The 26,208-nt window shown below is 43.4% G+C and carries 19 protein-coding genes; 14 read left to right on the plus strand and 5 right to left on the minus strand.

Annotated elements, in window-relative coordinates; translation table 11 throughout:
• Nucleotides 1–6: 6 nt before the first annotated feature.
• The 4 genes from AYI87_RS14875 (at nucleotide 7) to AYI87_RS14890 (ending at nucleotide 4,102) form a co-directional block, all read left to right on the plus strand.
• A complete protein-coding gene (locus AYI87_RS14875) occupies nucleotides 7–1,092 on the plus strand; it encodes a hypothetical protein (protein WP_144203404.1) in 1,086 nt (361 codons plus the stop codon).
• 154 nt (nucleotides 1,093–1,246) lie between these two features.
• Nucleotides 1,247–1,483, plus strand: coding sequence for an AlpA family phage regulatory protein (locus AYI87_RS14880; RefSeq protein WP_144203406.1), 237 nt, complete (start codon nucleotides 1,247–1,249; stop codon nucleotides 1,481–1,483).
• An 82-nt stretch (nucleotides 1,484–1,565) separates the two neighbouring features.
• Entirely contained in the window at nucleotides 1,566–2,987 is a 1,422-nt protein-coding gene (locus tag AYI87_RS14885) for a YfjI family protein (protein WP_186300636.1), read from the plus strand.
• A 422-nt stretch (nucleotides 2,988–3,409) separates the two neighbouring features.
• A complete protein-coding gene (locus tag AYI87_RS14890; protein ID WP_144203410.1) occupies nucleotides 3,410–4,102 on the plus strand; it encodes an inovirus Gp2 family protein in 693 nt (230 codons plus the stop codon).
• 82 nt (nucleotides 4,103–4,184) lie between these two features.
• Here AYI87_RS14890 and AYI87_RS14895 read toward each other — a convergent pair whose 3' ends face one another.
• From AYI87_RS14895 to radC, 5 genes are all read right to left on the minus strand, one after another.
• Complete coding sequence (locus AYI87_RS14895) at nucleotides 4,185–4,910, minus strand: lecithin retinol acyltransferase family protein (protein WP_144203411.1); 726 nt, start codon at nucleotides 4,908–4,910, stop codon at nucleotides 4,185–4,187.
• A gap of 72 nt (nucleotides 4,911–4,982) precedes the next feature.
• Nucleotides 4,983–5,543 (minus strand): site-specific integrase, encoded by a 561-nt coding sequence (locus AYI87_RS14900; RefSeq protein ID WP_144203413.1) that lies wholly within the window; start codon nucleotides 5,541–5,543, stop codon nucleotides 4,983–4,985.
• A gap of 108 nt (nucleotides 5,544–5,651) precedes the next feature.
• Nucleotides 5,652–6,059 (minus strand): DUF2787 domain-containing protein, encoded by a 408-nt coding sequence (locus AYI87_RS14905; protein WP_144203415.1) that lies wholly within the window; start codon nucleotides 6,057–6,059, stop codon nucleotides 5,652–5,654.
• A gap of 95 nt (nucleotides 6,060–6,154) precedes the next feature.
• Nucleotides 6,155–6,517, minus strand: coding sequence for a hypothetical protein (locus tag AYI87_RS14910; RefSeq protein ID WP_144203417.1), 363 nt, complete (start codon nucleotides 6,515–6,517; stop codon nucleotides 6,155–6,157).
• Between the two features lie 75 nt (nucleotides 6,518–6,592).
• Complete coding sequence (radC, locus tag AYI87_RS14915) at nucleotides 6,593–7,066, minus strand: RadC family protein (protein WP_144203419.1); 474 nt, start codon at nucleotides 7,064–7,066, stop codon at nucleotides 6,593–6,595.
• Between the two features lie 171 nt (nucleotides 7,067–7,237).
• Here radC and AYI87_RS14920 point away from each other — a divergent pair, with 171 nt between their 5' ends.
• The 10 genes from AYI87_RS14920 (at nucleotide 7,238) to mads8 (ending at nucleotide 26,200) form a co-directional block, all read left to right on the plus strand.
• The gene (locus tag AYI87_RS14920) at nucleotides 7,238–7,423 is read left to right on the plus strand and encodes a helix-turn-helix transcriptional regulator (protein WP_144203421.1); all 186 of its coding nucleotides are present in this window, start codon (nucleotides 7,238–7,240) and stop codon (nucleotides 7,421–7,423) included.
• A gap of 235 nt (nucleotides 7,424–7,658) precedes the next feature.
• Nucleotides 7,659–7,832, plus strand: a complete 174-nt coding sequence (gene mads1 / locus AYI87_RS14925; protein ID WP_144203423.1) for a methylation-associated defense system helix-turn-helix domain-containing protein MAD1 — start codon at nucleotides 7,659–7,661, stop codon at nucleotides 7,830–7,832.
• Nucleotides 7,829–9,499, plus strand: a complete 1,671-nt coding sequence (locus AYI87_RS14930) for a DUF262 domain-containing protein (RefSeq protein WP_260865151.1) — start codon at nucleotides 7,829–7,831, stop codon at nucleotides 9,497–9,499. Before mads1 ends, AYI87_RS14930 begins: the two co-directional genes overlap by 4 nt.
• A gap of 20 nt (nucleotides 9,500–9,519) precedes the next feature.
• On the plus strand, nucleotides 9,520–11,574 hold the full coding sequence (mads2, locus tag AYI87_RS14935) for a methylation-associated defense system DNA methyltransferase MAD2 (RefSeq protein WP_144203425.1): 2,055 nt from the start codon (nucleotides 9,520–9,522) through the stop codon (nucleotides 11,572–11,574).
• The gene (gene mads3, locus AYI87_RS14940) at nucleotides 11,571–12,866 is read left to right on the plus strand and encodes a methylation-associated defense system AAA family ATPase MAD3 (protein WP_144203427.1); all 1,296 of its coding nucleotides are present in this window, start codon (nucleotides 11,571–11,573) and stop codon (nucleotides 12,864–12,866) included. Before mads2 ends, mads3 begins: the two co-directional genes overlap by 4 nt.
• A 2-nt stretch (nucleotides 12,867–12,868) precedes the next feature.
• Complete coding sequence (gene mads4 / locus AYI87_RS14945; RefSeq protein WP_144203429.1) at nucleotides 12,869–13,531, plus strand: methylation-associated defense system protein MAD4; 663 nt, start codon at nucleotides 12,869–12,871, stop codon at nucleotides 13,529–13,531.
• Nucleotides 13,528–14,931: a methylation-associated defense system restriction endonuclease subunit S MAD5 gene (mads5, locus tag AYI87_RS14950; RefSeq protein WP_144203431.1), complete on the plus strand. Its 1,404-nt coding sequence runs from the start codon at nucleotides 13,528–13,530 to the stop codon at nucleotides 14,929–14,931. Before mads4 ends, mads5 begins: the two co-directional genes overlap by 4 nt.
• A gap of 9 nt (nucleotides 14,932–14,940) precedes the next feature.
• Nucleotides 14,941–19,074, plus strand: a complete 4,134-nt coding sequence (mads6, locus tag AYI87_RS14955; protein WP_144203433.1) for a methylation-associated defense system protein kinase MAD6 — start codon at nucleotides 14,941–14,943, stop codon at nucleotides 19,072–19,074.
• Complete coding sequence (gene mads7, locus AYI87_RS14960) at nucleotides 19,071–20,717, plus strand: methylation-associated defense system protein MAD7 (protein ID WP_144203435.1); 1,647 nt, start codon at nucleotides 19,071–19,073, stop codon at nucleotides 20,715–20,717. The genes mads6 and mads7 overlap by 4 nt, the downstream gene beginning before the upstream one ends.
• On the plus strand, nucleotides 20,714–26,200 hold the full coding sequence (gene mads8, locus AYI87_RS14965) for a methylation-associated defense system ATP-binding protein MAD8 (RefSeq protein ID WP_144203437.1): 5,487 nt from the start codon (nucleotides 20,714–20,716) through the stop codon (nucleotides 26,198–26,200). The genes mads7 and mads8 overlap by 4 nt, the downstream gene beginning before the upstream one ends.
• Nucleotides 26,201–26,208: the final 8 nt, after the last annotated feature.

Here is a 26,208-nt window from a genome sequence, read left to right on the forward strand (position 1 = left end):
TCTCATATGCGAAAAATTCAAAAACTATCAGATTTACAATTCAAATGCTCACAAGAGGAAGTTCTTCATTATCTACATCGTGGAGATAAATCAATTCTAGTAAAAGTCCCACCAAATCGACAGGTTTGGTGTGCTCTGAAAGCACCTAATAAGTTAATTGAACGAGGATATGGAAGATGTAGATTTTTCGCAGAAGGAATTAGAGATCCTGAAGTTGATAAGTCTCTTAGTGTTTTTAAAACTCTTAAGTTAGAACATGTTTTTTATATTGAGATTAAAAGTAATGTTGTGGTCGACAATCTTATCATAGATGATGTTTTTATTGTTAAGGATTTTGAGTCGATAATAATGTCTGATGACGGTGGTTCCCTTTTTAAATTGAGTAGTGCTAAAGCAAGGTCGTTATTTGAGGGTAGTATTGATCGTGATAAGAGGAAGTGTGGGCTCTATGAGGAGAATAAGGCTGTTCATATTTCTATTTTGTTCTTTATGTCTGTCTGTGAATTTTTTTTAGTGGAAAAATCAGCGGGTGTTATTCTGAATGACACATCAGTGCTAGATTTTTTGTCAAGTATAGAAGTTGGTCGTGATTCGGTTTTTGTTTATTTCGAGGATGTTAAAAGCTTGATTGTAGAAGAACTTGACAAAATCCCTTTCGAAAGCCCTTACTTTATTCCTCCAGAGTTAAGAGGACTTACTGATGTTGACAATTTAGCGCTAATAGGTAATCGAATATTTGGTGATAATTTTACAAAATGTATTAAAACTAAAGAGTTGAAAGGAATCATAGAAAAAGAACTCGGATTTAGTAATTCCAAAGCTGAGTCAGCTGCATTTTTTTTAGTATCTAAGCCACATCATAACGCTATGAAAGGTAAGAGTGAATCTTGCGAACAATACAAATATAGCGAGATACCAAATGATTTAGCTCCTGATTGCCAATTTCCATATTTAGTGGAAGCATTGAGGATTGATCATGCATCTACTAAATGTGAGAAAAGAAAGAAGCTGTCTGGCAGAGATTTTCTTTGTGGTGCAGGGTTTTCATTTGAAAAACTTGACCATGCTTTGATGTTCATAAAAGAAAAATAAAGAAATCATCCGGAGCAATCAACCTGCTGAAAAATATATGTTTTAATCAATTTTCTCTCATCATCTGGAGCAAATATGGACATTTTGCTCCCTGGTCCTCTGCCTAGATATCCCGTAACTTCGCCTTCAACAACTCAGCTAAGAGAGGCGATTTATGACCAGCATTAACACCAACTTTTCCATCATCAGGCTTAAGACTCTAATTGAGTTAACCGGTCTGTCGCGTTCCAGTATTTACGAAAAACTAAATCCTGATTCACCTAGGTTCGATCCGTCATTTCCCCAAAAGGTTCCCCTTGGGGCTAGGGCTGTTGGTTGGTACCAAGGGGAGGTCGAGTCCTGGTTGAAATCAATTCGAGCAGTGACAGCATCAACCCCAACTAATCAATGACTTTAACCTGGGAAATGAAACTATGTTTAAACGATATACAAGCACAATACCGATTCCGACAGCACTACGGAGTCAATTTCCAATGTCGGATGGTAGACTTCCTAATCTTCCAAGTAGCTCTTTACTCGCTAGGGCCATTGATGAGTCTAGGCAGATCACCAAAGCCCCAGATGGTATGATTTTACTTACAGCGCTTAGTGCTATTGCCACTGCGCTACAGGGGCTAATTGATGTTGAAACGCCTGTTGGACAAAATTGTCCAGTATCTTTGATGGCGTTGACGATAGCCGAATCTGGTGAACGTAAATCGACTGTACAAAATTTATTTACGGAGGGTATGAAGGAGCATCAAAAAAACAGAGAACAACAGTTTCAGCAAGCGTTGATAAAGTATGAAGTTGAACTTGAAGCTTATAAGGAGCGTAAAAGGAACATAAAAAAAGGCGCAAAGAAATTGAGCGAAGAAAAGCTGCCTGAATTCATGCAGGCCCTAGCCGAGTGTGAGTTATGCAAACCAACGAAACCCGTATCACCAAAGTTTACCTATGAGGATTGTACTATTGAGGCGCTCTTGGATGGGCTGAGTCGCAGTTCTGCAAACGCGTATTTAACGACTAGTGAGGGCGCCGTGGTGCTGAATAGTCGTGCGATGGCCAACACTTCATATATTAATTCATTGTGGAGCGGTGATGATATAAGCATCGATCGTAAGTCTTCAGATTCCTTTACGCTCAGGAACGTGCGTTTATCTGTTCACATTATGTCACAGCTATGTGTTGTTCAGCGCTTCCTTAAAGGTTCGAGGGATGATCCGCGTGGGACTGGCTTTTTAGCAAGGTTTTTCGTTTGCGCGCCTTTTTCGACCTGTGGCAGCCGTGAAATCTGTGGTGTCGTTCATCAAAGAAATTCAATTAAGGAATTTAATCAGAAGATTGCCTCACTGTTAACTAACGTGAGTGAGATGTCAGATCTGCAAGCTAGAACTACTGTACGCTTTTCTGCGGAAGCGAAGGAGTGCTGGATTGGTATCTGCAATGACGTAGAGCGAAAAATGGCTTGTGGCGGCATTTATGAGATGGCTCGCGATCATGCATCAAAGATACCTGAGAACGTCGCTAGGCTCGCAGCGCTCACCCACTTTTTTGAGCATCCATTAGATTCTGAAATCTCAAAGGACTCGCTTTGCCTCGCTGCTGAGCTAGTGAGTTATTTCTCCTGGCATTTTATGCATCTTTTTTGTGGACCATCAGAAGACGAGCTAAATGCTGAACAGCTTAGAATATGGTTGCAAAACTACATTAATTCAGGGCGTCGATATATAAAGAGAAATTATATTTTACAATATGGCCCTAACTGTATTAGGAAAAAGGATAAATTTGAACGAGCTTTTCTTATTCTGTTGTCTTCTTTTGGCATGGTTGAGTTTCCATTTAAGAATGCTAAGGTGATAGATTTACTGCCTCAGTTTCCATACGATTGCTTTAGGCTGGAGTTTGAAGTTTGAAGTTTGAAGTTTGAAGTTTGAAGTTTGAAGTTTGAAGTTTGAAGTTTGAAGTTTGAAGTTGATGGAGGTTTTAACTTTATAGTGTGAGTTAACTTAAGAGTTATTTTTTTGTGGTTTAATTATTGATTTCTTGGTTTTGCTTTGGTTTTTTGGAGTGTGAGTTAATATTTGGGTTTAGGTTAGTAATATTATTAGTATTGTTAGTATTAATATTATTAGTATTATTAGTATTGGTGTTAATCAAGTTAATATTGTTAATCAAGTTAATTGGTTGGCTGGCATTATTGGTCTTGTTGGTCTTGTTGGTCTTGTTGGTCTTATTGTTCTTGATTTTGTAATTAACGCTTGGCTATGTTTTGTGTTTGGTGTTTAACTTTATTCGTTATGTGGTCAAGGTTGTATCAAGGGGGAAGGGGATGTCTATGAGTGCGTTTAGTTCCAATGGTTTGTCTGTTGTTTATTCTGACTTGTTTAACGGTGTAAATATAATGCGGTTCATAAATGGGTCCTACCAGAGTTATCTGCAAAGCAACTTTGATCTGGTCGATCATGTTAGTAGTCTATATCCAAAAGTGTTTGCTGTTAGAGTTGATTTAAGATTGTTTGATGGAATATCGGTGTCTGATAATTCGGTGATGACTCGGTTTATCGAATCATTAAAGGCTCAAATTGAAGCCGACTATTTATCGAAAAGAAAGGAGGCTCAAAGCGTTGTTCATAAAAGTGATGTATTTTATATTTGGGTTCGTGAACAGGGGCAAGATGGTAAGGTTCACTTTCATGTCTGCCTCTTTTTAAATGGTAATGCCTACAGTTCATTAGGTAGCTTTGAATTGGGACGTAACAACCTGTATAACCGCATTCATAAAGCATGGGCGAGTGCGCTGCAAAAGCTGTGTTATTGGCAGGAAAGTCTTGATGTAGATGATGTTCATGGAACTATACATTTCCCGCTTAATGGGCGTTATCGACTAAATCGCAATGAAGAGGGGGCAGAGCAGCAATTTGAGAAGTTACTATATCGCTTAAGCTATTTCGCTAAAGTCGACACGAAGTATTATGGCTCCAGAGTTCGTCATTATGGCTGTAGCCGAATTCCACCAAAACCTGCCTGATTGCATTGGCAAATCGAAATGAGTTTAGCGATGCATACTGGGGATGGGACCCAGTATGCCCTATATCTCGACTTCTTTATCGCTAGTATTTAAACCACAGCCAAAGGTCTTTGCCAATATCGGCCACAGCAACAATTCCATCACCTACCACCTTAATCGGCGTGACCACGGTCGTTTCAACTGCGGTTACTGCAGCCCCGGTTACCAGCGAGCCTGCTGCTTTACCGTATTTCCCATCTCGAATATGTGCGGCGGACATCGATAGAGTATCACTGGTCCCATGAATCAAGGTCTCGATGGGCTTTGTGACCATATTACCAGGAGTCCCCAAAACGGTATTTACTGAATGTGGTAGACCAATACGTTCACCGATCATTTTGGCAGCGGTAGAGGCGAGGACGATGTTTGCGGTGCTGCCTTGCGCGATTCGTTTAGCACTGAGTCCAAGTAATCCAGTCCTAGCGAATACCTGCATCGTCAGTTGCGTACTGTCGCTGATTTGGTCTGAACGGTAATTTTCATCAATACACCAATTAACAAAATGCTCACAGTTGCTGTTGAGTAGGTGATAGGGCTGATAACCGAGTAAGCTTCTTGCTCGCTCAACAGCACCATCTTTATCATATGCAATCGCTCTGCGTCTGATCTTGGCGCCTTCAGCAAACTCAGCCAAGGTAACCAGTTCAACCACGCCGTCTTTACGCTGATGGATAACCTGATTATGGCCGACACAAAGTCCGTGATGCTGTGTAAGACCTAACGGATCGATATTGGTGACCAGATGATCTCCGGCTATAAATTTCTTCATAGTGAACTCCAATTAAAAAGAGAGCTGTGCCCAATAAGGCAACTGCTCTCAAGTGAGGAATTAGTGGCAGGGTTAGATTTCTAGCTCAACAAAGTCATTATCGATTTGCTGCTGTGTAATACCGATGTAGCGCAGGGTGACGGCCTCAGACCCGTGTCTAAGCATGCGCATCACCCGGCCAATATCCTTACAGGACTGATACAGGTGATAACCACGGGTCTTACGCATCGAGTGGGTCCCTAACGCGACCTTGATGTCTTCACCGACGAAGGCAAAGGCTTTAGTCACCGCGCGGCGACTGAGCGGCCTAGGAGCTGCATGCTGCATCTGTTGACTGCGGTAAGACTGAAACAGATAGATGTGGTTGGGGTGACGCGCTTGAATTGCGTCAATTAACGCCTTGGTCTTGTCGTTAAGTTTGATACAGGCTGTTTTACCGGTTTTCTGCTCGATGATGGTTAAGCGGTCACCTTGGATATCGCTAAACTTAATCGCCAGTAGATCGGAGATCCTTAGCGCCAGGTTAAGGCCGATATTCCAGACATCGGCCATCTGCTGACCAAAGTGACGCTCAAGCAGATAACTGATAAGCTTTATGGTATCGCGGCTTTTCACCGCCTCGACTTCTTTCATGGTGAAGTTCCCTCAATTGGCTATTTGATGAATATGGGAACCAGCCTCTTGCCAACCCCTATCGGGCCTGGGTTTGCTAGTTCCCACAATACCTTTTTGAGAACCAGTTCAGTCAACACTGATCTCTACCTTGTAAATCCCCATCTGGACGTAACTGCAGAAGTTATTCAGTACTAGCCGCACTGGATTATCGGCGTGTTCCAGGTAACAGCGTCCAAATAAGCTGTTGTAAACCTCCTTCTGCCGAAACTGTATATCCATCTCTTTCTCAAGTTCAGGGAAGGGACCACCGCAATAGGCAAAGTCGGTGAAGTAGTTGAGGTGCCAGTGCTCACCGCTACGATAGAGGTTGATCTCCACCGGATGGTAACCGCCGGTATCAGCACTGTAGTTGGGATCGCGATAGTTAAAGGTGACGATATTAAATTCTGGGATGTTGATGGCTGCCAGTTGCTTCTCCAATAACTCATAGAAGGGCTCTGGCAGTTGGATAGTGGATTCGCGTTGGATATTCATAGTGACTCCAAAAGTAATAGCTCGCGAACGGTGGCCGTTGCGAGCGTGGATAGGTATATGCGTTGGGGGATGGTTTTTGCGAAAGAATAGGGGGCTTAGGTGTGACTTAGCCATTGTGGCCGGTCATTGTCACCATGGTTGTAGTAGCTGCCATTTAAGATTTTTTGCCAGTCTCCTTCTGGAACACCGTATTTATCGCATTGTCTTTGGTAGCGGCAAAAACCGATCTCCTTAGGAAGGTGGCCGAGCATATCGCGCTGACACACATAGAGTACCGTTTTGCGTAGTGCTTTAGGTGGCTCGATAGCTGCCGGGCCTATGACGTGACCATTATCATCTAAAGGTCGCTCGAAAGTGGGCAGGGTTAATTCCAGGCTAAGGCGTTTGAGTAGTTCGGGAAACGCTGTGCAGGCCTCTGCGACCGAGGCCTGAGAAAAGCTGTCAGTAAATTCAATCATGAAGTTCTCCAAAATAAACTGGCTGCTAGGAGAGCAGCCTTTTATGCCGTGATGAGTTTTGTTCGAAGGAAAACATTAGAGCCAACCGCGCTCCGCGAATGACACACACTGATCGCCGACGACAATGTGGTCCAGCACGCGGACATCAATGGTGTTAAGCGCGGCAACTAATCGCTCTGTGATTCGCCTGTCAGCCGCTGATGGCTCGGCACAGCCTGAAGGATGGTTATGGGCCAAGATCACCGCCGCGGCATTACATAGTAGTGCCGCCTTAACGACCTCTCTTGGATAGACGCTGGTGGCATCAATTGTGCCGAAAAACATTTCATTGAATTCAATTAGGCGGTGCTGGCTGTCCAGCATCATCACGCCAAATACTTCACGTTGGTGCTGGTGGAGCTTGAAGCGAAGAAAGTCGCGGGTAGCATCGGGATTACAAAAGGCGTCGCCACGAACGAAACGCTCAGCCACTATGCCTGCTGCAGTCTCGAGGATTTGCGATGAAGTTTGTGACCAGCTGTTGCTGGGTAGGGTGATCACTCTGTGCATAGTGCCTCCTAAGGTTGCTAAATCGGTATATGCACTGGGGTGATATATATCTGAAAATTTTTCGAAAGGCGGGGGATTGGTGGAAGTAAAGGAGTGAACGGACTTAGGCTGCAGACAGTTAAAAATTACTGTCACCGCTTATCTGATGAGACAATTACAAAGGAACTCATCATGAAGCTCATCAAACTAAAAGACGTTATGGCATCTACAGGCTTAGGGCGTTCAACTATTTATAACTACATCGCAGATGAGACCTTTCCAAAACCAGTAAGCCTTGGTGCAAGGGCTGTTGCTTGGGTTGAAAGCGAAGTGCAAGATTGGATTTTAGAAAGGATAGAAGAGCGAGATTTGGGATAAAGAAGCTGCATAACGGATATGAGGATGGTTTAGCTTCTCTATATTGGTGCTTGAATGGTGGCGACTGCTGTTATGATTTATAAAGTTTTTAGTTAAGTTCCCTTTGCTTGTATATGTATATTTAAGTTGTTGACTTGTAAAAAATATACTTTGTATTGAGTCATTGATGGCTCCTCAATTTTCCCGTATTCTCTCATTTAATGATAAAAGGAATATGCCGAGCATTTAGATTGAAATGACTGATCAAATCCTAACCATTAAAGAAGTTGCCGCTTACTTAAAACTGGCAGAGAAAACCGCGTACAGATTGGCTAGCGAAGGCAAGCTACCAGGCTTTAAAGTTGGCGGTTCGTGGCGATTTAAGAGTGAAGATCTTGAAAAGTGGATTAAAGAGCAGAAGGAAGGATGATGCATTTACCAGAACCGAAGAACATTCCTTACAAAGCGCTTTTAGCTGACATAGAAAAAGGCCTGATAAAAATCCCACAGTTCCAACGTGATTACGTATGGTCAAAGGAACGTGCCGCAGGGCTCATTGATAGCATTCTCAAGGGTTACCCGATCGGAACTTTCATTACCTGGAAAACGAAAGAGCAGCTCAGAGTGGTGAAGGACTTAGGCGGTGTTGAATTGCCTCCTGTGCCGAAGGGAGATTTTGCTGAGTACGTTCTTGATGGCCAGCAACGAATGACAAGTCTCTTTTGTGCATTGAAGGGAGTGACGATCGAGCGCGGTAACAAGCATGATGATTTCAGCAAAATATACGTCGACCTGAATGCAGATGAACATGATCAGATTGTCGTAACGGATACTTCAGAGCTAGCTGAAGGAGAGTTTATCAGTCTCACAGACCTGATTAATGCAGGTTTTACGGTGCTAGCTCAATATGACCCTTCATATCACCAAAAGCTTGAAGAGTATAAGCAAACCATTCAAAGCTATAATTTTTCTCTGATTGAAGTCAAAGAAGCTCCTCTTGATGTCGCGACAGAGATCTTTACGCGAATCAATGTTGGTGGGAAGCCGCTTACACTCTTCGAGATTATGGTGGCGAAGACATTTGATGCAAAAACAAAGTTTGATCTTTCAGAGCGCTTTGAGTCCCTTTTAGAAAGGTTGCGAGACGTAGGGTATGACACTGTTTCAGACGCCACCGTCTTACAGACTATCTCCCTAATCATCAGTAAAGAATGCAAGCGCCAAAACATTCTCAGGCTAGAAAAAGAACGTTTCATCGAAGAGTGGCCAAAAGCTGTTGAAGCGATTGAAGCGGCGGTTGACTATTTCCGAGGGTACTATCGGATCCCTGTGTCTAGGTTGCTTCCCTACAACTCCTTGTTGGCTCCTTTTGCATATTTCTTTTATCACCATAGAGATAAACCTCTCCAACACAAGCAAAAATTGCTGGAAGACTTTTTCTGGAGAGTTAGCTTGAGTGGAAGATACTCAAGTTCAGTTGAAAGTAAGCTGGCGCAAGATGTAAAGCGAGTTGATCAGATATTGATTGAAGAACAGCCAAACTATGATTGGGCTATAGATACTACAGCCAAATTTATTCGTGAAAATGGTTGGTTCAACGCGGGCCGCAGCTACATAAAGGCCTTGTTGTGTATAATGGCTTACCAAAGGCCTGTTTCCTTCATTGATGGCTCTATCGTTCACATCAGTAATGATTGGCTAAAGCGAGCAAACAGCCGAAATTACCACCACTACTTCCCTAGGGCGTTTCTTAGGAAGCAGGGGCTTGATGACAGTTACAGTAACCATATCGCCAACATCACCATTGTGGATGACTTCCTAAACAAGAGAGAGATAGGAGCTAAGGCACCCTCTGACTATATGTCTAGATTCTCAAATCAGAATGAAGATATTGAAAAGCATATGCAGACTCATCTGATAGAGCTTGATGGTTGGGGGATATGGGAGAATGACTACTCAACCTTTATAGATAAGCGTTGTGAGAAGCTGGCGTTAGAGATTAAAGACCGCTTAATACTGCGTGAGCAAGACAGAAACGCGCAGCAAAGTTTGACCATTGAAGACTTAGATGAGCTAGCGTTAGAAGCTGGTTTATAAGCACAGATACCGAGAAGATAATGACAACGACCAACGATACAAGTGGACAAGAAGTACTCGCCATCGAAGATGGCATGATGCTGGATTACCTAACGAATAATCCTATCAAAGAAACACCTAAAGAATTGGTTCGTCAAAAAACCTTACGCGCCTTGTTCCATGAATACGGCATCAGCGCTGAAGATATGGAGCTTGATGTAAAAGTTAAGATTGATGGTAAGCAGAAGAAAATTGATATCGCCATTTTCGAGCATGGTTCTGAGCATATTCCTGAAAATATCCGCCGCATTGTTATCTGTGATAAAGAGCCGAAAAAAGGCAAAAAATCCGCAGTAAAAATGCGTGATCACGATCAAGCGCATAAAGACCTTCACTTGATGGAGGATATGATGCGTGAACAGGTTGGTGATAAGTACCTGCTAGAAAAGTGCCAGTGGGGTTTATGGACCAACGGCATCGAATTTTTCTTTGTTGAAAAAGAAGAGTCGCGATTCGATACCAAGTTCAACGCAGTTGGCGATTGGCCATTAGCAGATGAGACTTTGGGGAGTCGAGACGTTGCATCAAACGCACAGCTAAGAACCGCTGACCGTGAGATGCTACTTACTGCATTCCGTCGTTGTCATAATTTTATTCACGGTAACGAAGGTATGCCTAAAGATGCGGCATTCTGGCAGTTCTTATACCTTATATTCTCTAAAATGTATGATGAGCGCATCGGCAATCGAGACCGTGAGTTTTGGGCATCACCAACTGAGCAGTTTGACGACGAAGGTCGTAAGAGAATCAGAGCACGCATTAACCCCCTATTTGAAAAGGTAAAAAAAGCCTATCCAGAAATTTTTGCTGGCAACGAAGATATCACTTTGTCAGATCGGGCTTTGGCATTCATGGTTTCTGAACTTGCTAAGTACGACTTTACCCGTACTGAAATGGACGCCAAAGGTGCAGCCTATCAAGAAGTGGTGGGTGATAACCTACGTGGTGACCGTGGTCAGTACTTTACACCTCGCGGTGCAATCAAGCTTATTGTCGAAATGATGGCACCGCAACCACATGAAAAAGTGCTGGACCCATCATGCGGTACAGGTGGTTTCCTAGAGCAGACCCTGAGCTTCATCAACAAGCAGCTAAGAGAAAAAGAAGCTATTAGCCTGGCAGCTGAAACCACCGAAGAATTCATTTCTATTCAGCAACAAATTAAAGAGTTTGCCGAAAACAATCTGTTTGGTTGTGACTTTGACCCCTTCCTGTGCCGTGCATCGCAAATGAACGTGGTGATGGCAAGTAATGCCATGGCTAACATCTACCACATGAACTCATTGGAATACCCACACGGACATTTAAAGGGCGTAGACCCCGCCAAGAAAACGATTCCTGTTGGCGATTCCAGCGGTAAAGACGGCAGTGTTGATGTGATCTTAACTAACCCACCGTTTGGTTCCGATATCCCAGTTACCGACAAGCAGATTCTAGAGCAATACGACCTTGCCTATGTGTGGGAGCGCACTGAAAACGGCGGCTTTAGAAAAACAGAGCGCCGTAAAGATGCAGTTTCGCCCGAAATTTTGTTTATTGAGCGTTGCGTGCAATGGCTTAAGCAAGGCGGACGTATGGGTATCGTGTTACCCGACGGCATTCTAGGTAACCCAGGTGACGAGTATATTCGCTGGTGGTTAATGCAAGAGTGCTGGGTGCTTGGTTGCGTCGACTTACCGGTTGAGTCATTTATCGTTGAAGCTAACGTAAACATCTTAACTAGCCTGCTGTTCTTGAAAAAGAAAACTGATACTGAAAAAGATGCTATTGCCATCGGTGGAGAGCCCGAATATCCGGTATTTATGGCTGTTGCAGAAAAGGTAGGTTTTGATCGTCGTGGTAATACGCTGTATGAGCGACACCCAGACGGCGAAGAGAAAGTTATCGAAGAAGAAGTTGAAGAGCGTATTCGCATCAACGGCCAGAACGTGGTGCGTAAGCTGAAGCGTCGTAGCAAAATTTTAGATGACGACCTGCCAAAAATTGCTAAAGCCTGGAAAGAGTTTCGCGCTAACAATCCGGAGCCATCGGTATGATCTCAAGAATAGAGGCCTACAAATACCGCTGCTTTAATACGCTGGACCTCGCCTTAGAGCAGCAGCATGTATTTGCAGGCTCTAATGGTTCAGGTAAAACAACGTTACTTGATATCCCAGCTTTGTTTGGTGATTTACTGAATGTGTCGGATATAAACGATGCGTTCTTTAAACCCACCAATGGCAGAGAACGTGCTCGCGCAGACGCAGCCAAAGAAGTTGTTCATCAGCTTCGAGGCGAGTACTTTATTTTGGCACTGGAAGTGCGCTTGCCTCCTTCAATTATTGAAGAGTTGTTAAGGGGCGCTAGCGATGCTTGGCTGAAAAAATTCCAGAAGATTGAATCAAGACCTGATACTGCGCGATACGAAATATCGTTCAGAATAAACCAGGATAAATTTCAAGTTACAGAAGAGCACTTAACGCTTTTTCCAAATAATGAGTTGCGCCCAGAACATGGCATGGGTCTTATTGGCGTAGATGATTTTAGGCGCAGTGCGCCTTGGTTTAAGGTGTTATCGCGCAGCTTAGGTACCAAGGTTAAATACCAGGCAGAGTATCAAGCTGGAAAATCATCCATCCTTGAATTTGGCCTACGAGATAGCCAATTAGCCCTAGCCGCGCTACCTGCTGACCATGATTTATACCCCGCAGCGCTATGGCTTCAAGAGTTTCTTATCCAGGGCTCGCATTGTTACGAACCACAGTGGCCAGCCATGCGATTGGCCGCTTCGCCAAGAGATAAGCACGCCTTTAAAGCCGATGGTAGCAGTCTGTCGTGGCAGGTACATGCCTTGCAGCAGAGCGATCCCGAAGGCTTAAGCGAATGGCTAGAGTTGGTGCAAATGGCATTGCCCTCTATTGCCAAAATTGAAGCCAAGCAGCGTATTGATGATAGCTTTTGTTACTTAGAAGTAACCTATAGCAACGATATGGTAGTGCCTTCCAGCGGCTTGTCGCACGGCACTCTGCATATCTTAGCGTTGACCATTATTCCGTATTTGCAAAATGCACCTAAGATCATCACCTTGGAAGAGCCTGAAAACGGTATTCACCCTAAGGCAATCGATGCGGTGTTAGAAGCGTTAAAGCTCACCTCTGATACTCAACTGTGGCTATCAACGCACTCACCTGTGGTGCTCGCCAATACCGAAGTAGAGCAAATCATCACCATGCGCTTTAACCAAGATGGCGCAACAGAAGTATTAAAAGGCCATGAACACCCCCGCCTAAAATCATGGAAGGGCGAAGTAGATTTAGGAACCCTATTTGCGGCCGGAGTGTTGGAATAATCATGAGAGATATTGTTTTTTTAGTAGCCGACGGTGAAATGCAAGCCACCGTAGAAGGCTTTTTCGAAAACCCGGCGTTTGATACACGACTGCAATGCGCCAGATTTGAATTTGATACCAAGCAAGATTTAATCAAACACCCAAGAAAAGATCCGGGTGTTTATCAAGATGGCCACAACCTGCTAAAAAGCTATGTTGATACCCATAACTACGCGGTTGTTATGGTCGACTTTGCTTTTAATGACAACTTACAAACAATGGATTACCAGCAGTTTTGTGAAACTATTAGAGCCAATATGCGTTCCGCAGGTTGGCCAGATGATCGCTTTTTTGTCATGGCAATTAACCCAGAGCTGGAAGTATTAATGTGGCAAGCGGATACCAGCCGCATCGAACATATTTTTGATTACCCAAGAGATAGAGGCGCAGGCACCTTAAGAGCTTGGCTGCAAGCTAAAAACCTTTGGGGTGCGGATGCGCTCAAACCTGCCGATCCCAAAGCAGCGATTGATGCGGTAAGAGGCCAAAACTGGGGGCGGAAAAAGACCCACTCTCAGCTGTTTAAGCGCATTGCCAGAGAGGTGTCTTTCCGTGGTTGTGCTGATGAGTCGTTTAATGGCTTATTGCATCAGATTCAAGCTTGGTATCCTCAGGAGTGGGTATGAGAATTACAAAAGCTACTAATAAATGGTTTAGAGAGCAGGGCCATCGACTAGACTGTAAGCCCTACATGTCAGGAGCTATTGAAGCGAAACTCATTCTTGAGAGTTTAACTTGTAAAATGCGCCCTCTTAATGAATGTACTCTTGGGGGGGATTCCGGGATATATCATGCTGGACGAGAAGGACGACGTTGGGTTGACTCAAAAGAATTTGGTGTTTCGTTTCTTAGTAGTACAGATATATTAAAATCAGACATTTCAGATTTACCCTTGATTTCAAGAGAACAAGTGATTAAAACACCTGCTTTTATTATTAAGAGTGGTTGGACACTAATTACGAGATCTGGAACAATTGGAAGGATGGCTTACGCAAGACCTGATATGGATGGTATGGCTTGCTCAGAACATGTCATGCGTGTTATCCCTGATGAGATGAAAATAAAATCAGGATATTTATTTGCATACTTGAATAGTAAGTTTGGAATTCCATTAGTTGTATCTAATACATATGGTTCAATTATTCAATCAATTGAACCTCATCATTTAAGCAGTTTGCCAGTACCTAAATTAGAGTCATCAATCGAAATTGCCATCCATGAGAAAGTTGTGGCTGCTTCTGAAGCAAGAGCGAAATCTACTGACTTGATTTCTAGCTCACATAAGATTTTAGCTAGTTTACTTGGTATTCAGTTTTCGAAATATAATGCAGATGTAACAAATTTCTCAACCACTGTAGTTAAATCTTCAGTTCTAAGAAGGCTTGATGCTACTCATTATGCACCTGTGGCAACCCAAGCAATTTATGATTTGAAGACTGGTTTTGGAGGTAGTAAGGAAATTGGACAGATAGCTGATGTATTCACTCCAGGAATATTCAAGCGGCCCTATGTAAAAGACCCTGCTTATGGTTACCCATACTTTTCGGGTAGTGAGCTGTTTTTAAATACGCCTAATCCAAGAGGGTTTCTAAGTAAATCAGCACCCAAGATAGAAAACTATATAGTGAAAAAAGACTGGTTATTAGTTCAAGATGCTGGGCAGTTAGGTGGTCTTATCGGTAAAGTTGTGAGGGTTGGTGACAAGGTGGATGGAAGTGTTGTATCAAATCATCTAATGCGGATAGCACCTAAAAATCAAATTGATAGTGCCTATTTGTATTCACTACTTACATCAACGATTGGCTACAAGGCCATAGTACGAAATGCCTTTGGTACATCTATTCCACAATTATCTCCATCTCATATAAGCGATATCTTTATCCCATGGCCATCTGAAAATATCAGGGAGGCGATAGCAAAACCAGTTACAGAAGCTTGGAAGCTTCAAGATAATGCTATTGAATTAGAAAAAGATGCTGTAAACCTGTTAGAAAAAGCGATAGAAGCTGTAGCACCAAAGCATTAAGGAGAGGTTATGGCACAGGTATTTGCAATTGGTGATGTGGTTAACGATGAAGAGCGTAAAGCCATCGCCTGGTTAAAAGAAAAGTTACCAGACGATTACTTTATTATTCATAGCTTTGAAGTTGAACAGTATAACCAGCTGTTTGAAGTGGATATCTGTGTTGTCGCGCCTCATGCTATTTACTTAGTGGATGCCAAGGGCATCCACGGAAAAGTAGAGGTGGACGGCACCATGTGGCACACCGCCCACAACAGCTATCGCTCGCCATTACCGAAATTACGCGGCAATGCGAAGTCGTTATCGGGTCTCATTTGTAAGCAAAATCGCGCAAATAGAGATTTAAAAAACATCTATGTGGATACTGCGGTGGTGCTCACCATAGATGATTGCGAGTTCAAGGACCCAGAAGATCGCGAGCGCGGCCATGTAGTGGCACTAAAAAACAGCACCCGTTTTTTCACCGACTGTGCCCGTATTCCAGAGCGCTTTGAGCGCAATGTGACTAAGTACATTCAGATTATCGCAGAGGCCTTGGGTAAATCGGCCAAAAAGCGTAGCCATGGTGTACGTTTTGGTAACTGGGAAGTGGCTGAAACCTTGTCTGACAACCAGTACTTTACGGAATACCGTGTATTTAACATTACTGCAGGACGCAAAGGCGGCACTGTGCTGGCTAAAGCCTATAAAGCCGACCCTTACCTGCCAGATGAAGAACGCAGCAAGCAAAAGCGCCTGATTGAAAACGCGTATCGTGCCATTGCAAAAATGCCCTCGCATTCTGCCATTATTGGTGTAAAAGACTTCTTTGTTACCGAAGCGCAAGATAAATATTTGTTATTAACCGATGATATTCCTGGCGAAATCCTTAGCAAAAAGTTTAAAGACGCAAGTTCACTGCTCACATTAGATCAGAAAAAGCGCATCGTTAATGACCTGTTGCTGGCGTTAGCGCACTTATGCCGCTATGGCGTTGTGCATCGCAATATCTCCCCTGAGCATATTTTGATGGGAGCCGACGGCCAGCCAAGGCTGATTGATTTTGACTACGCTCGGATAGGGAGTGAAAACACCACCACCATTGCCGACGAAGTACAGCAGCGGATCTCAAACCGTTATAAAGCCCCCGAACTCTGGGCTGATAACCATGCAGCGAGCTGCGCCTCGGATATGTACAGTTTAGGTCTGGTTATTTTTGAGCTGTTTAGTGGTGATGCGGCCTTTGATTCGGTCACGCAAGCCATCGAGAAATCGTGTCTGCTCAGTACAAAGTTGAGTGAGCGATATAAACAGCTACCAGTAGAGTTTGATGATTGGCTGCAAACCTTATGTCACAAAGATGCACTGCAACGGCCAACCCCAGAAGATGCGCTGGCGCAATTTAATGCACTCTGGCAACCCAAAGCAGCAGTAGAAACTATTGAGGCTAATAAACCCGAACAACTGAGTGTTAAATCGTTAAATACCCATGAGCCTTCAGTCAATTACAAGCGCTTACCGAGTGGCTACCAGCTAACTAATAAATACGTCGTGCAGCAACCGCTGGGTAAACCTGGCGGTTTTGGTATTGTGTATAAGGTAACGGATACCTTTGGTGATGTTTCGCGTGCGGTGAAACTGATTTTGAATGATAGAGAATCGGTATTAGAGCGTTTAAAGCAGGAATACCGCACTTTGGTAAAACTGCCAGAGCACCCCTATGTGGTAAAGGTGTACGATGCAGACGTACTTCCTAACCAAGGCCCGCCTTATATTGTTTTTGAGTACCTTGAAGGCTTAGATGTCAGTGAGCTGATCCAGCAACGCTCATTAACGGCACACGAAGTGTGGACCATGGCTAAGCAGGTAGCGGAAGGTTTACAGCATTTACACGAGCACAATATTTTCCACTGTGACATCAAGCCACAGAACCTGATTTGGAAAGACGGTAAAGTTCGTATCATCGATTTTAATGTATCGGTAGATGCTGAAGATTTAACCTTGGGGGGCGGTTCACGGAAGTATTTACCACCAGATTTAAGTATTACCGAAACACCGCAAGCCTCTGATTTAGTTGACAGGGACTTATATGCCTTGGGCATTACCTTGTATCGCGCGATGACCGGCGAATACCCGTGGGCCAACGTGCAGTGTCCACCTATGGATGAGTTAGCACGTCACCCCAGTGAGTTCACCCAGAGCTTTAATTTAACCGATGACGTTTCGGCGGTACTGCTAAAACTGATCGCCCCTAAACGGGTTGATCGTTTTGAATCAGCCGAGCAGTTACTCAAAGCTCTGAATAAAGTTCAACAACTGAAAAAAGCGCAAACTTTACCGGAAGAAAGTACGTCGCAATTTCATTTACCGCCCCTCGCTGATGGCTCTAATCCAAGTAAATCCGCGTTTCATGATTTTATGCTGACGCTGTATAGCCAAAGTCGGCACTCAAATTCGGGCACCCGTGGCTTAGATGATTACGCAAAGTTAATTTATGTAGAAACCGCGTTGGATACTGAGCTTGCGCCGGCAATTCTGGCTGGGCAACTGCGCTTAGTGTTAATTACTGGTAATGCCGGTGATGGTAAAACTGCTTTTTTACAGCAATTGGAATCTCAAGTTGCGGCGCAAGGTACGCGCGTTCACTTAAACCCACAAGGTAATGGCAGTTGGTTTGAAATTAACGGCCACAAATACGTGACTAACTACGATGGTAGCCAAGACGAAGGCAGTAAAGATAATGATGCGGTTCTCGACGAATTCTTTAGCGTTTATCAAGGTGACGATTCGAATACATGGCCGCACCACGAGACCCGATTAATTGCCATTAACGAAGGTCGGCTAGTCGACTTTTTAAGCCAGCATTCAGAAAGCTTTTCTGCCCTGAAAGCGATAGTTGAACAAAGTTTAAAAGATGGCTCAGTGCAAAATGACGTGGCGGTGGTAAACCTGAATATGCGTGATGTTCTGGCATCGACGCAAAGTCAACCTGAGTCCATTTTTGAGCGCATCATCGGCAAAATGACGTCGGCCAAAGTTTGGCAAGGGTGTGATTATTGCGCGCTAAAAGACAAATGCTACGTTAAACACAATATTGCCACCTTTCAGGACGCACAGACTGGCCCTAAAGTCATCGAGCGCTTGAAGTATATTTACAAACTGACCAGTTTACGAAATCAATTACACATCACTATGCGTGATTTACGTTCGGCACTGAGTTATACGCTAGTTGGTGAACACTCCTGTAACGAAATTAAAGAAATGTACGCCAATGGCGAAGCCGACAAAATTCTTCATGGTTATTACTTCAACGCTTGGTGCGGGAACGACAACACCCAAGATAGATTGTTAAAGCTGCTAAGAGAAACCGACATTGCGCAGGGTTCTGACGTGCGTTTAGATCGCGGCCTGGACTTTTTAGGCTTAGATGCTGTTGATTGGTTGCAGTTTGAGCAGCGTAGTGAACATGAAACCCAACTGCTGGCCAATGCTCATCAGAGCTTACCTAATGGCACAGCACTAAGTGAGAGTAAGGAACGCTATCTATCTCATCGTAATGTGGTTGGGATGTTACGAAGAAAGGCCTACTTTGAGCGCCGCGGAGAAAACTGGCAAACATTACTGCCTTATCGTTCAGCGAAGTTATTAGTACGTTACCTCGAAGACAGCGCATTACTGAATGAAGCAAAATCGCTTGCCATTAATGCAATTAACCGTGGCGAAGGTTTGCATAATCCGATGTATTTTAACGGCCAACTGGCGATGCAAGTACGCAAGGTACACTTAGGCACTATTAGAAGTTATCGCTTATTCCCATCGGATGTTTTTTCCATTGAAGTGAAAGACTCAGCGATGAACTCGTCATTTGTGGAGCATAGCCCGCAGTCACTATTGCTTAAGTACCAAGATGCAACCGGCCTTACGGCAGAGTTGGAATTGGACTTGGATTTGTTTGAAATGCTGCATCGTCTTAATCAAGGCTACGTGCCTTCGGCGCAAGCGGAGCAGAGTTTTTATTTAAGCTTAACCGTATTCAAGAACGTATTGGCTTCAGCGCCTTATCAAGAGGTTTTGCTAACTACCAACGGCCAACAGTATGAAAAAATAACCCGCGACGAAGGTGGTGTTTTGCAGTTAGAACAATTGGTAGCGGAGGTTCAGCCATGAAGTTAGGTAAAAAAGATAAGGCTTTTCGCACCAATAAAGTGAGCTATCTTGATTACAAAATTGTCGAAATGGACAGGGTCTTAACTCATCTATTCGCTCGGTTAAAGCATAATGGCGCTTCAAGTAGATTGAGCGCCAAGGTCATGACGATTGAGAAGTTTAAAAAAGAATTTTTAGACTCCAGTAATGCCAATCATTTTAAAAACTTTACTCAAGCCCCAATTACGATTGAAAAGTGGATTGAAACCCACTTGGTGGACTTGATTAATCGTGGCAAGGCTAACGAAGCGGTTGCAGCGCCGAGACCACTTCACGGTAATACTTATTTGTTTCGAAATCCTAAAAATTGCCGGGATTATGGTGCCTCTAAGCAAGTATATGAGTTGCTATACCATGCCAATAATGGTCAGACCGCGATTAACCGACTCAAACAGTTTTTCTTTGCTGGTGTCGATTCTACGACAGGGCAGTATGATAGCTCTTCCCAAGTAGATGTTGAAACGCAGGCAATTTTAAGACTGTCTGATCAAGTGAATTCTGACGCGCCGGATCATGCTGACTTACAAGAACGGTTTGCGCCGCTTAATCAACAAGCTGCGGATATTTTAGCTGAAGATATCATTAAGCTGCTGACCTATCGCCAGTATATTCCTCGTTCAGTTATGGTTGAGTACATAAAGATATTATTAGCTTTTCACTTGGCGCTATACCAATTGAAATTGTTCAAGTTGCTACCGGCATTGGCTAAGAGTAAGGGCCGTAATCTCGACGAGAGTAGTAAACAAAAGACGGCGCTCTATGTGGACATGACAAATGGTGCTAATGGCTTGAGTGAATCGATGGCTGAGCAAAGTGCGACGTTACACTACAAGCGAATTCCTGCTTTTATTAAAGCCTATTTCGGCGTTAAAAAACTCGATGAGTTTGCAGAGTATCTATCTAAAAAAGGCAAATTATCGGGGTCAAAATCGATAAAACAAATGTCAGTGCCCGATTTGTTTACTCTGCTGGAGTCGCCGTTAGAGCAAGAACGCGATCAGTTTTTTGGTCAGCGTAATGCTGGAATTTTAGATGCGTCAGTGTCATCTGCTCATGAATCAGAAGACATTCCACCAGAGATTCATGCTATTACCCAACTTGGCTTACCAGAGTATGAAACCTACATAGAAATTTTATTGTTTGTACAAGGTAATGCAATCCGTTCTGGCTTAGTCAAAAACCTAGATAGTTTTATGCTCAAAAATAAGCCTGGAGCCTTGTTAGAACAACAAAGTGGTAGTAATGGTGGCCGTCGATTTAGCGTTGATGGACGTTTGCTAGAAGTGTTGTTACAGCTAGCCGTACTCACCAAGGGTGGTGACTTGGGATTTCACACTAAAGAGTTAAGAGTAGATGAGCTGTTAACTTTCTTAAAAGAACGATATGGCATTTTTATTGATTCGTTACCTGACACAGATGCTTTCTGTGAGTCATCAATTGATGTGAATAAAGCGCTTAGAGATAACTTATCTGGTTTTAAGCGCCGGTTACGAGAAATTGGTTTTTATCGCGATCTTTCTGATGCGTATGTAACACAAACGGTTACTCCAAGATATCAGATAAATAGTAAGCAAAATGAAAGTATGAAAGGACATAGCGCATGATTAAGGGAATTCAAACCGTTATTAAGTCAGATATTGACGGCTGCTTAATCAGTGTCCTTGTACCTAAGTTTAAGGTGTTGCTAGAAACTCGCGGTGCGGGCCACTGCATGAAGGTATCTGATTTAGAAACTGAGCTCATGTATCAGCTTAGTGAAGTCGTGTCTGGGGCGGTTGAGTATGCCCAGGTTGCCGTATTGGCAATGAAAGCGACGCGTAATTTTTCGGTTACCAGTACCAAGCTTGTTGAACTTCGAAACCCTGATGAACACGGCCAGCTTCGCCAGCCATTACTGATTTTTGTACCAAATGAATTAAAAACGTCCTCTGAAGACTCTTTTGGTGCAGCGACCTTTGAACAAATTGATATTTCAGATGCTTATTGGCTGGCGTTTAATCAACTAAAGGCCAAATCTCCTGATTCGATTAAGCGGTTGTTGGACGAAGTTTACTTCATTCTTCAAGAAAAGGCGGCGCTAAAACTCAGTGCTTATCAATGGTTGCGATACGCGCTAACGATTAAGGTTAATGGCTTTGATCCAAATGTTGCTGGTGCTGCTCTTTACGAGCTGGGGCTGATTCCTGATCTTGAGTTGCATCTAGATCCTTCCATGTTGGTACGTAAATTAGTTAAAAATCGCGAGTGTGTACAAATTATAAACCGCTCAGAGAAGTCAGCGATTGCGACCGTTTATGACCTGCAGCTAGAAGGTGAAGATTTTAACAAGAGATTAGCGCTCTTTTTAAATGATCAGGAAAATCTACTCGATAGCAGTTGGCGCAAGCAATTAGTGGTGGATAGCAGCAACTGGGCACTCACTTTTGATAAATGGCGCTTTCAATATGAGGAAGATGCCACTGATGCAGTTTGTTTAACGGTGACTGAGGTTGGTTTGCCGCTTATTCCTGATGATGAAACAGACCCAAACTTGCAACAGTTGATTGGTCAACAAGTATTGACTACCGGCCAAGGCGGCTTGAAAAAGTTTTCTGTGACTTTTTCTGTTTCACCAAAACCAAGTGAAGTTAATGGCTTAGCGAAATATAAAGCCCAGGTGTTTACTCAACAAGGTGATTTTGTTGGGTTAATTAAGGTAGGTAAAGCTACATCAAAATCCACTGTCACAATCACGTTTAACAAGCTGACTGGAATCGAATGGGAAGAAGGTTGGCATTACGTTCGAATTCAAGCATTTGATGAAAATGATGAACTATTACCGTTGATTGATGATAAGCAGTGCCCAATACAGTGGGGAACGTCCAGCGCGGAAGAAGCTGGCTCACGAATTAATGAAAGTGATCTGTTTTATGTATTGCCAGCGGTAGATGCTGAGGTTGAGCCGATTGAAGGGCGAAAAGTCAAAGAGGCGTCATTAGCGCATGCAAAGATTAAAGCTGAATTTGCCAACGTCATCGAAACTGAGAAATTTAGCAATGCCGAAGTAATAGAAACGACTTGGCAGGATAGTAAGAGTAAGGCTGAATCGATCATCAATGTGAAATTCAAGAAAGGAAGTGGTATTCAAATTCCCGTTACCACTTACTTAAAAAACTTTGAGCAAAAAATTCTAGCAAACCCAATGGCGGCTTTGACTTGGCGTGTAGAAATTCGCAATCAAGACGCAAGTGAATCTGGTGCCGATATTGTAGATTGGCCAATAAAGGGGGTAGAAAGCCAGTTTGAAAAGTTTAAAGCGGCGCGTGAAACTTATTTTCAAATCATACATCAAGATGAGAAAGAGCTGGTTTCTGTCGCTCATGATCATGTGTCTTCCTCGCATGAAGCCTACCTGTATTCTAGCAGCTATCTAGAATACCTAGCTGCGGTATTTCAGGAAACAGAGAGTGGACATGACTATTCGACTGAGTTAGCCGCGTTACTTCGCTTGGATTCACTTTCAATCGTAATGTGGAATTATGACGGCAGCTATAAAAAGGCGATGGTATTGGGTCCCACACATCCATTAAGGGCTTTATGGCTAAGTGGATGGGCTTCTCTTGCGGAAGCTTGGGCAAGACAGAGTGAGAAGGTTGGTAAGGAAATCGCGGTTGGGACTAAAAACAGTTCATTAGAAGAACTTGCGTTAACCAATTTTCCTTACGTACTACCAGACACCCAGGGTCAGTTGATGGTCGCACTTGACAGTATTCACCCATTTTGGAGTGTTCTGTCGTCTGCACAAGAAAAAGAACCACAAGCTCTAATTGATAAAATCAAAACCGCATTTGGCATTAAAAATGATTACCAGCAAGTTGGTAAGCAAAGTAGTGCCTTTCTCGCCACTAAAGTCGAAAGATATCTGATACAACATCCCTATGTGAACTGTTTATCGATCAATGTGTTTAACGCGGGATCTGCTGGTGCTGTTGCGGGTATGTTGATGGCACTGAGAAAGAAAGCTGAGCTAAAGCATATTTGTTTTGATATTCGACTATTCGTTGCTGATCCCTATGCGACAGAAGTGGGGGCTGATTTATTTAAGCTAATCAACAGCGGCGGGGACAGTGAGGTGGAAAACCAACTGTTTCATTCAGCAGAAAATCACTTGCAGCCAAAATTAAGCATTTCGCTCAGAGCTAGCTCTGAGTTTGAGCAGTCGCCTGATGATTTTCAGTCTCATTTAAGCATGTTATTTGATGTGTTCCCCGCGCAAGAGTTATCCGTGGTAAAACCTCAATCAGATGAACAAGTTGCGCCTATATATGGGTTGTATCAGGATTACTGTATTGATTACTTTGATGAGAATGGGGTTGTTGCTTGGGACCGTCACACGAGACATGGCGCTGCGAAAATGCTTTTCGGCGGGCAGATATCGGAGACTGTTGCCAAACTCCCTAAATTAATGTCCGCTATAACAGCTTCGCTGGCGACAGGAGATTTTTCTTTAGAGCAGGTACCAGTGGTCAGGTTGGCTCTTGATAGCGCTGAGAGAGCTCTGTTAAATCAATTGCATGAAGTCAGTGATTGGGTGTTCACTGTCGATAGAAACTTGGGTATTGAGTTCTTTGATCACGGTGGTAAAGACGGCCGACCAGACTATCTGATTGATCATAGTCCGGAAATGGCCTCCTCAAATACCCATAATTTTGTTATTACATCTCGCTCAACAACAGAAATAGAAGCTTTGTTGAGAGGTACTTTAGAACAACATCAAATTGTTCCTGATGTTGATAAGGCGACTCGGGTTTTAGATTCGCTTAGAGCGTTGTCAGGTAGACTTGCGTTAAAACTTGCCTCTAATAGTGCTTCAAAGTCGGAAGCCCTAGGTTTAGCACTATCTAAACTCTATTTAGAGTACCAAGGAGTGTTTAAGGACCAGGTAATAGTTCCTTTAGATGCTCACCTTGAGCTTTATTCTGAGCTTCAAAAGGCTGATGGTGAATTAGGTGCTGATGTCAGTTTCAGAAGAACAGATTTAGCATTATTTGATTTAGATGCATCATCACGCACGATTCGTTGTAATTTAGTCGAAGTTAAGTGCTATTCAGAAGTCGGTGATCTGACGAAGTACGAAAGTTTAAAGAAGAGTATTGCCGAGCAAATTTCAGAATCAGAGCGTGTTATTCAGCGTCATTTTGATTTGACGCGTACAACACCGGATAGACCTGATCGCCTGGTTAAAACTCAAAAGTTATGTGTCCTTCTTGAACATTACCTTAAACGATCTGAGCGTTTTGGTTTATTGAGTTCTGAGATTGTTGAGGAAGCAAAATTTTTGCTTCGAACTTTGGAGGAAGGGTACAAGCTTTCAATTACCCGAAGTGCTGTTATTTTCGATTTTGGTCAAAATAGCTCCGGCGTTGAAAAAGAAGTCGGTATTGAGTTTCATCGTGTTGGGCGAAACCATATTGACGAATTGCTATCAGCTAAAGTGTTTGAGGATGATGACCAAAGTGAAAGCACGTTGGACTTACTTGAGCTAACTCTGCCTAAGTTGGAAACGGCAGAATTTCTACACAAAGAGCGAGATAGAACCGTATCTTGGGCGGAATTAGCATCTCAAGCTGCGATCACTTTACCTGCAAGACCAAGTGTTTCAAAAGAAGACAATATTAAAGTATTGCGATTTAATGATGATGAGCTAGCTACTCCTCCTCCATCCAGAGGTCAAACCGTTGAAGAAGCAAAACCTATTGGTAATCCAGTTTCTGTAGTAGCTAATCCTGCAGAGGCAGAGGCAGAGGCAGAGGCAGAGGCAGAGGCAGAGGCAGAGGCAGAGGCAGAGGCAGAGGCAGAGGCAGACGAAAATTTGCACCTTCCGAACATCACAACGGGTAATAAAGTTGAGGTTGTTCCCCACGATATTGTCCTTGGTGTCAACGGTGGCTCTGCTCAGTTTGGCCTATTGGGAGAGGTCCATGGACGGAAAATAGCTTTAGATTTAAACCATACACACACGCTAAGTTTATTTGGTGTTCAAGGTGGGGGCAAAAGCTATACATTAGGCTCAGTTGTGGAGATGGCAACTAAATCAATTCCATCGATCAATACGCTACATAAAGAGTTGGCGAGTGTGATATTCCATTACAGTGCTACTCAGGACTATAAACCTGAGTTTACGTCGATGATAGCCCCAAATGACGATGTTATGCAGTTAGCTAAGCTTAAAGAAGTATATGGTGCGGAGCCAACTTCATTAAATGATGTTGTGTTGTTAGCTCCTGAAGATAAGTTAAGCGAACGTCGTGCTGAGTACCCTGGAATTGAGGTACATCCGTTGAAGTTTTGTTCTTCTGAATTGCAAGCTGGGCACTGGAAGTTTTTGATGGGGGCTATCGGCAACCAAGCCGCATATATCCGCCAACTAGGCAATATTATGCGTAAAAATCGAAATAACCTCTCGATCCAAGCGATAAGGGACGGAATACAAAACTCAAGTCTTTCGGATTCACTTAAAGACCTAGCAGACATGCGTTTGGATTTTGCTGAACAGTACATTGATGACCAAATAAACGTTGGTTCGCTGATTCGACCAGGCAGAATGATCGTTGTAGATGTTCGAGACGAATTCATCGAAAAAGATGAGGCATTAGGCTTATTTGTAGTGCTTCTGCAAATATTCTCGGAAGCCAAGTATCAAGGGCAATCTTTTAACAAACTTATTGTGTTTGATGAATGTCATAAATACATCGATAGTCCAGACCTAGTAAAAGGGCTTGTGGAGACGGTGCGCGAAATGCGCCACAAGGGCACCAGTGTCATGATTGCCAGCCAAGATCCACCGTCTGTACCGGTGGAACTTATTCAGCTTTCATCACAGATTATTCTGCATAAGTTCAACGCTCCGGACTGGTTAAAGCATATTCAAAAAGCCTGTATCGGTTTGAAATCACTAACGCCTGAGAAGCTTGGAGCGTTAAAACCAGGTGAGGCATATATTTGGTCTAGCAAAGCCAGTGATAACGCATTTGTCAGCGACGCAATGAAGATTCAGTGTCGCCCAAGAGTGACTAAGCACGGCGGGGATACCTTAACGGCTATATAGATTATATG

The sequence above is a fragment of the Shewanella sp. KCT genome (assembly GCF_007636505.1).
Classification (GTDB): Bacteria; Pseudomonadota; Gammaproteobacteria; order Enterobacterales; family Shewanellaceae; genus Shewanella; species Shewanella halotolerans.

Bases quoted from the DNA above. Each gene is read 5' to 3' on its own strand.
- AYI87_RS14905 (WP_144203415.1), bottom strand. From the start codon at position 6,059: ATGAATATCCAACGCGAATCCACTATCCAACTGCCAGAGCCCTTCTAT.
- AYI87_RS14895 (WP_144203411.1), bottom strand. From the start codon at position 4,910: ATGAAGAAATTTATAGCCGGAGATCATCTGGTCACCAATATCGATCCG.
- AYI87_RS14885 (WP_186300636.1), top strand. From the start codon at position 1,566: ATGTCGGATGGTAGACTTCCTAATCTTCCAAGTAGCTCTTTACTCGCT.
- mads1 (WP_144203423.1), top strand. From the start codon at position 7,659: ATGACTGATCAAATCCTAACCATTAAAGAAGTTGCCGCTTACTTAAAA.
- AYI87_RS14880 (WP_144203406.1), top strand. From the start codon at position 1,247: ATGACCAGCATTAACACCAACTTTTCCATCATCAGGCTTAAGACTCTA.
- AYI87_RS14910 (WP_144203417.1), bottom strand. From the start codon at position 6,517: ATGATTGAATTTACTGACAGCTTTTCTCAGGCCTCGGTCGCAGAGGCC.
- AYI87_RS14875 (WP_144203404.1), top strand. From the start codon at position 7: ATGCGAAAAATTCAAAAACTATCAGATTTACAATTCAAATGCTCACAA.
- mads4 (WP_144203429.1), top strand. From the start codon at position 12,869: ATGAGAGATATTGTTTTTTTAGTAGCCGACGGTGAAATGCAAGCCACC.
- mads6 (WP_144203433.1), top strand. From the start codon at position 14,941: ATGGCACAGGTATTTGCAATTGGTGATGTGGTTAACGATGAAGAGCGT.
- AYI87_RS14920 (WP_144203421.1), top strand. From the start codon at position 7,238: ATGAAGCTCATCAAACTAAAAGACGTTATGGCATCTACAGGCTTAGGG.
- mads5 (WP_144203431.1), top strand. From the start codon at position 13,528: ATGAGAATTACAAAAGCTACTAATAAATGGTTTAGAGAGCAGGGCCAT.
- AYI87_RS14890 (WP_144203410.1), top strand. From the start codon at position 3,410: ATGAGTGCGTTTAGTTCCAATGGTTTGTCTGTTGTTTATTCTGACTTG.
- mads3 (WP_144203427.1), top strand. From the start codon at position 11,571: ATGATCTCAAGAATAGAGGCCTACAAATACCGCTGCTTTAATACGCTG.
- AYI87_RS14930 (WP_260865151.1), top strand. From the start codon at position 7,829: ATGATGCATTTACCAGAACCGAAGAACATTCCTTACAAAGCGCTTTTA.
- mads8 (WP_144203437.1), top strand. From the start codon at position 20,714: ATGATTAAGGGAATTCAAACCGTTATTAAGTCAGATATTGACGGCTGC.
- mads7 (WP_144203435.1), top strand. From the start codon at position 19,071: ATGAAGTTAGGTAAAAAAGATAAGGCTTTTCGCACCAATAAAGTGAGC.
- radC (WP_144203419.1), bottom strand. From the start codon at position 7,066: ATGCACAGAGTGATCACCCTACCCAGCAACAGCTGGTCACAAACTTCA.
- mads2 (WP_144203425.1), top strand. From the start codon at position 9,520: ATGACAACGACCAACGATACAAGTGGACAAGAAGTACTCGCCATCGAA.
- AYI87_RS14900 (WP_144203413.1), bottom strand. From the start codon at position 5,543: ATGAAAGAAGTCGAGGCGGTGAAAAGCCGCGATACCATAAAGCTTATC.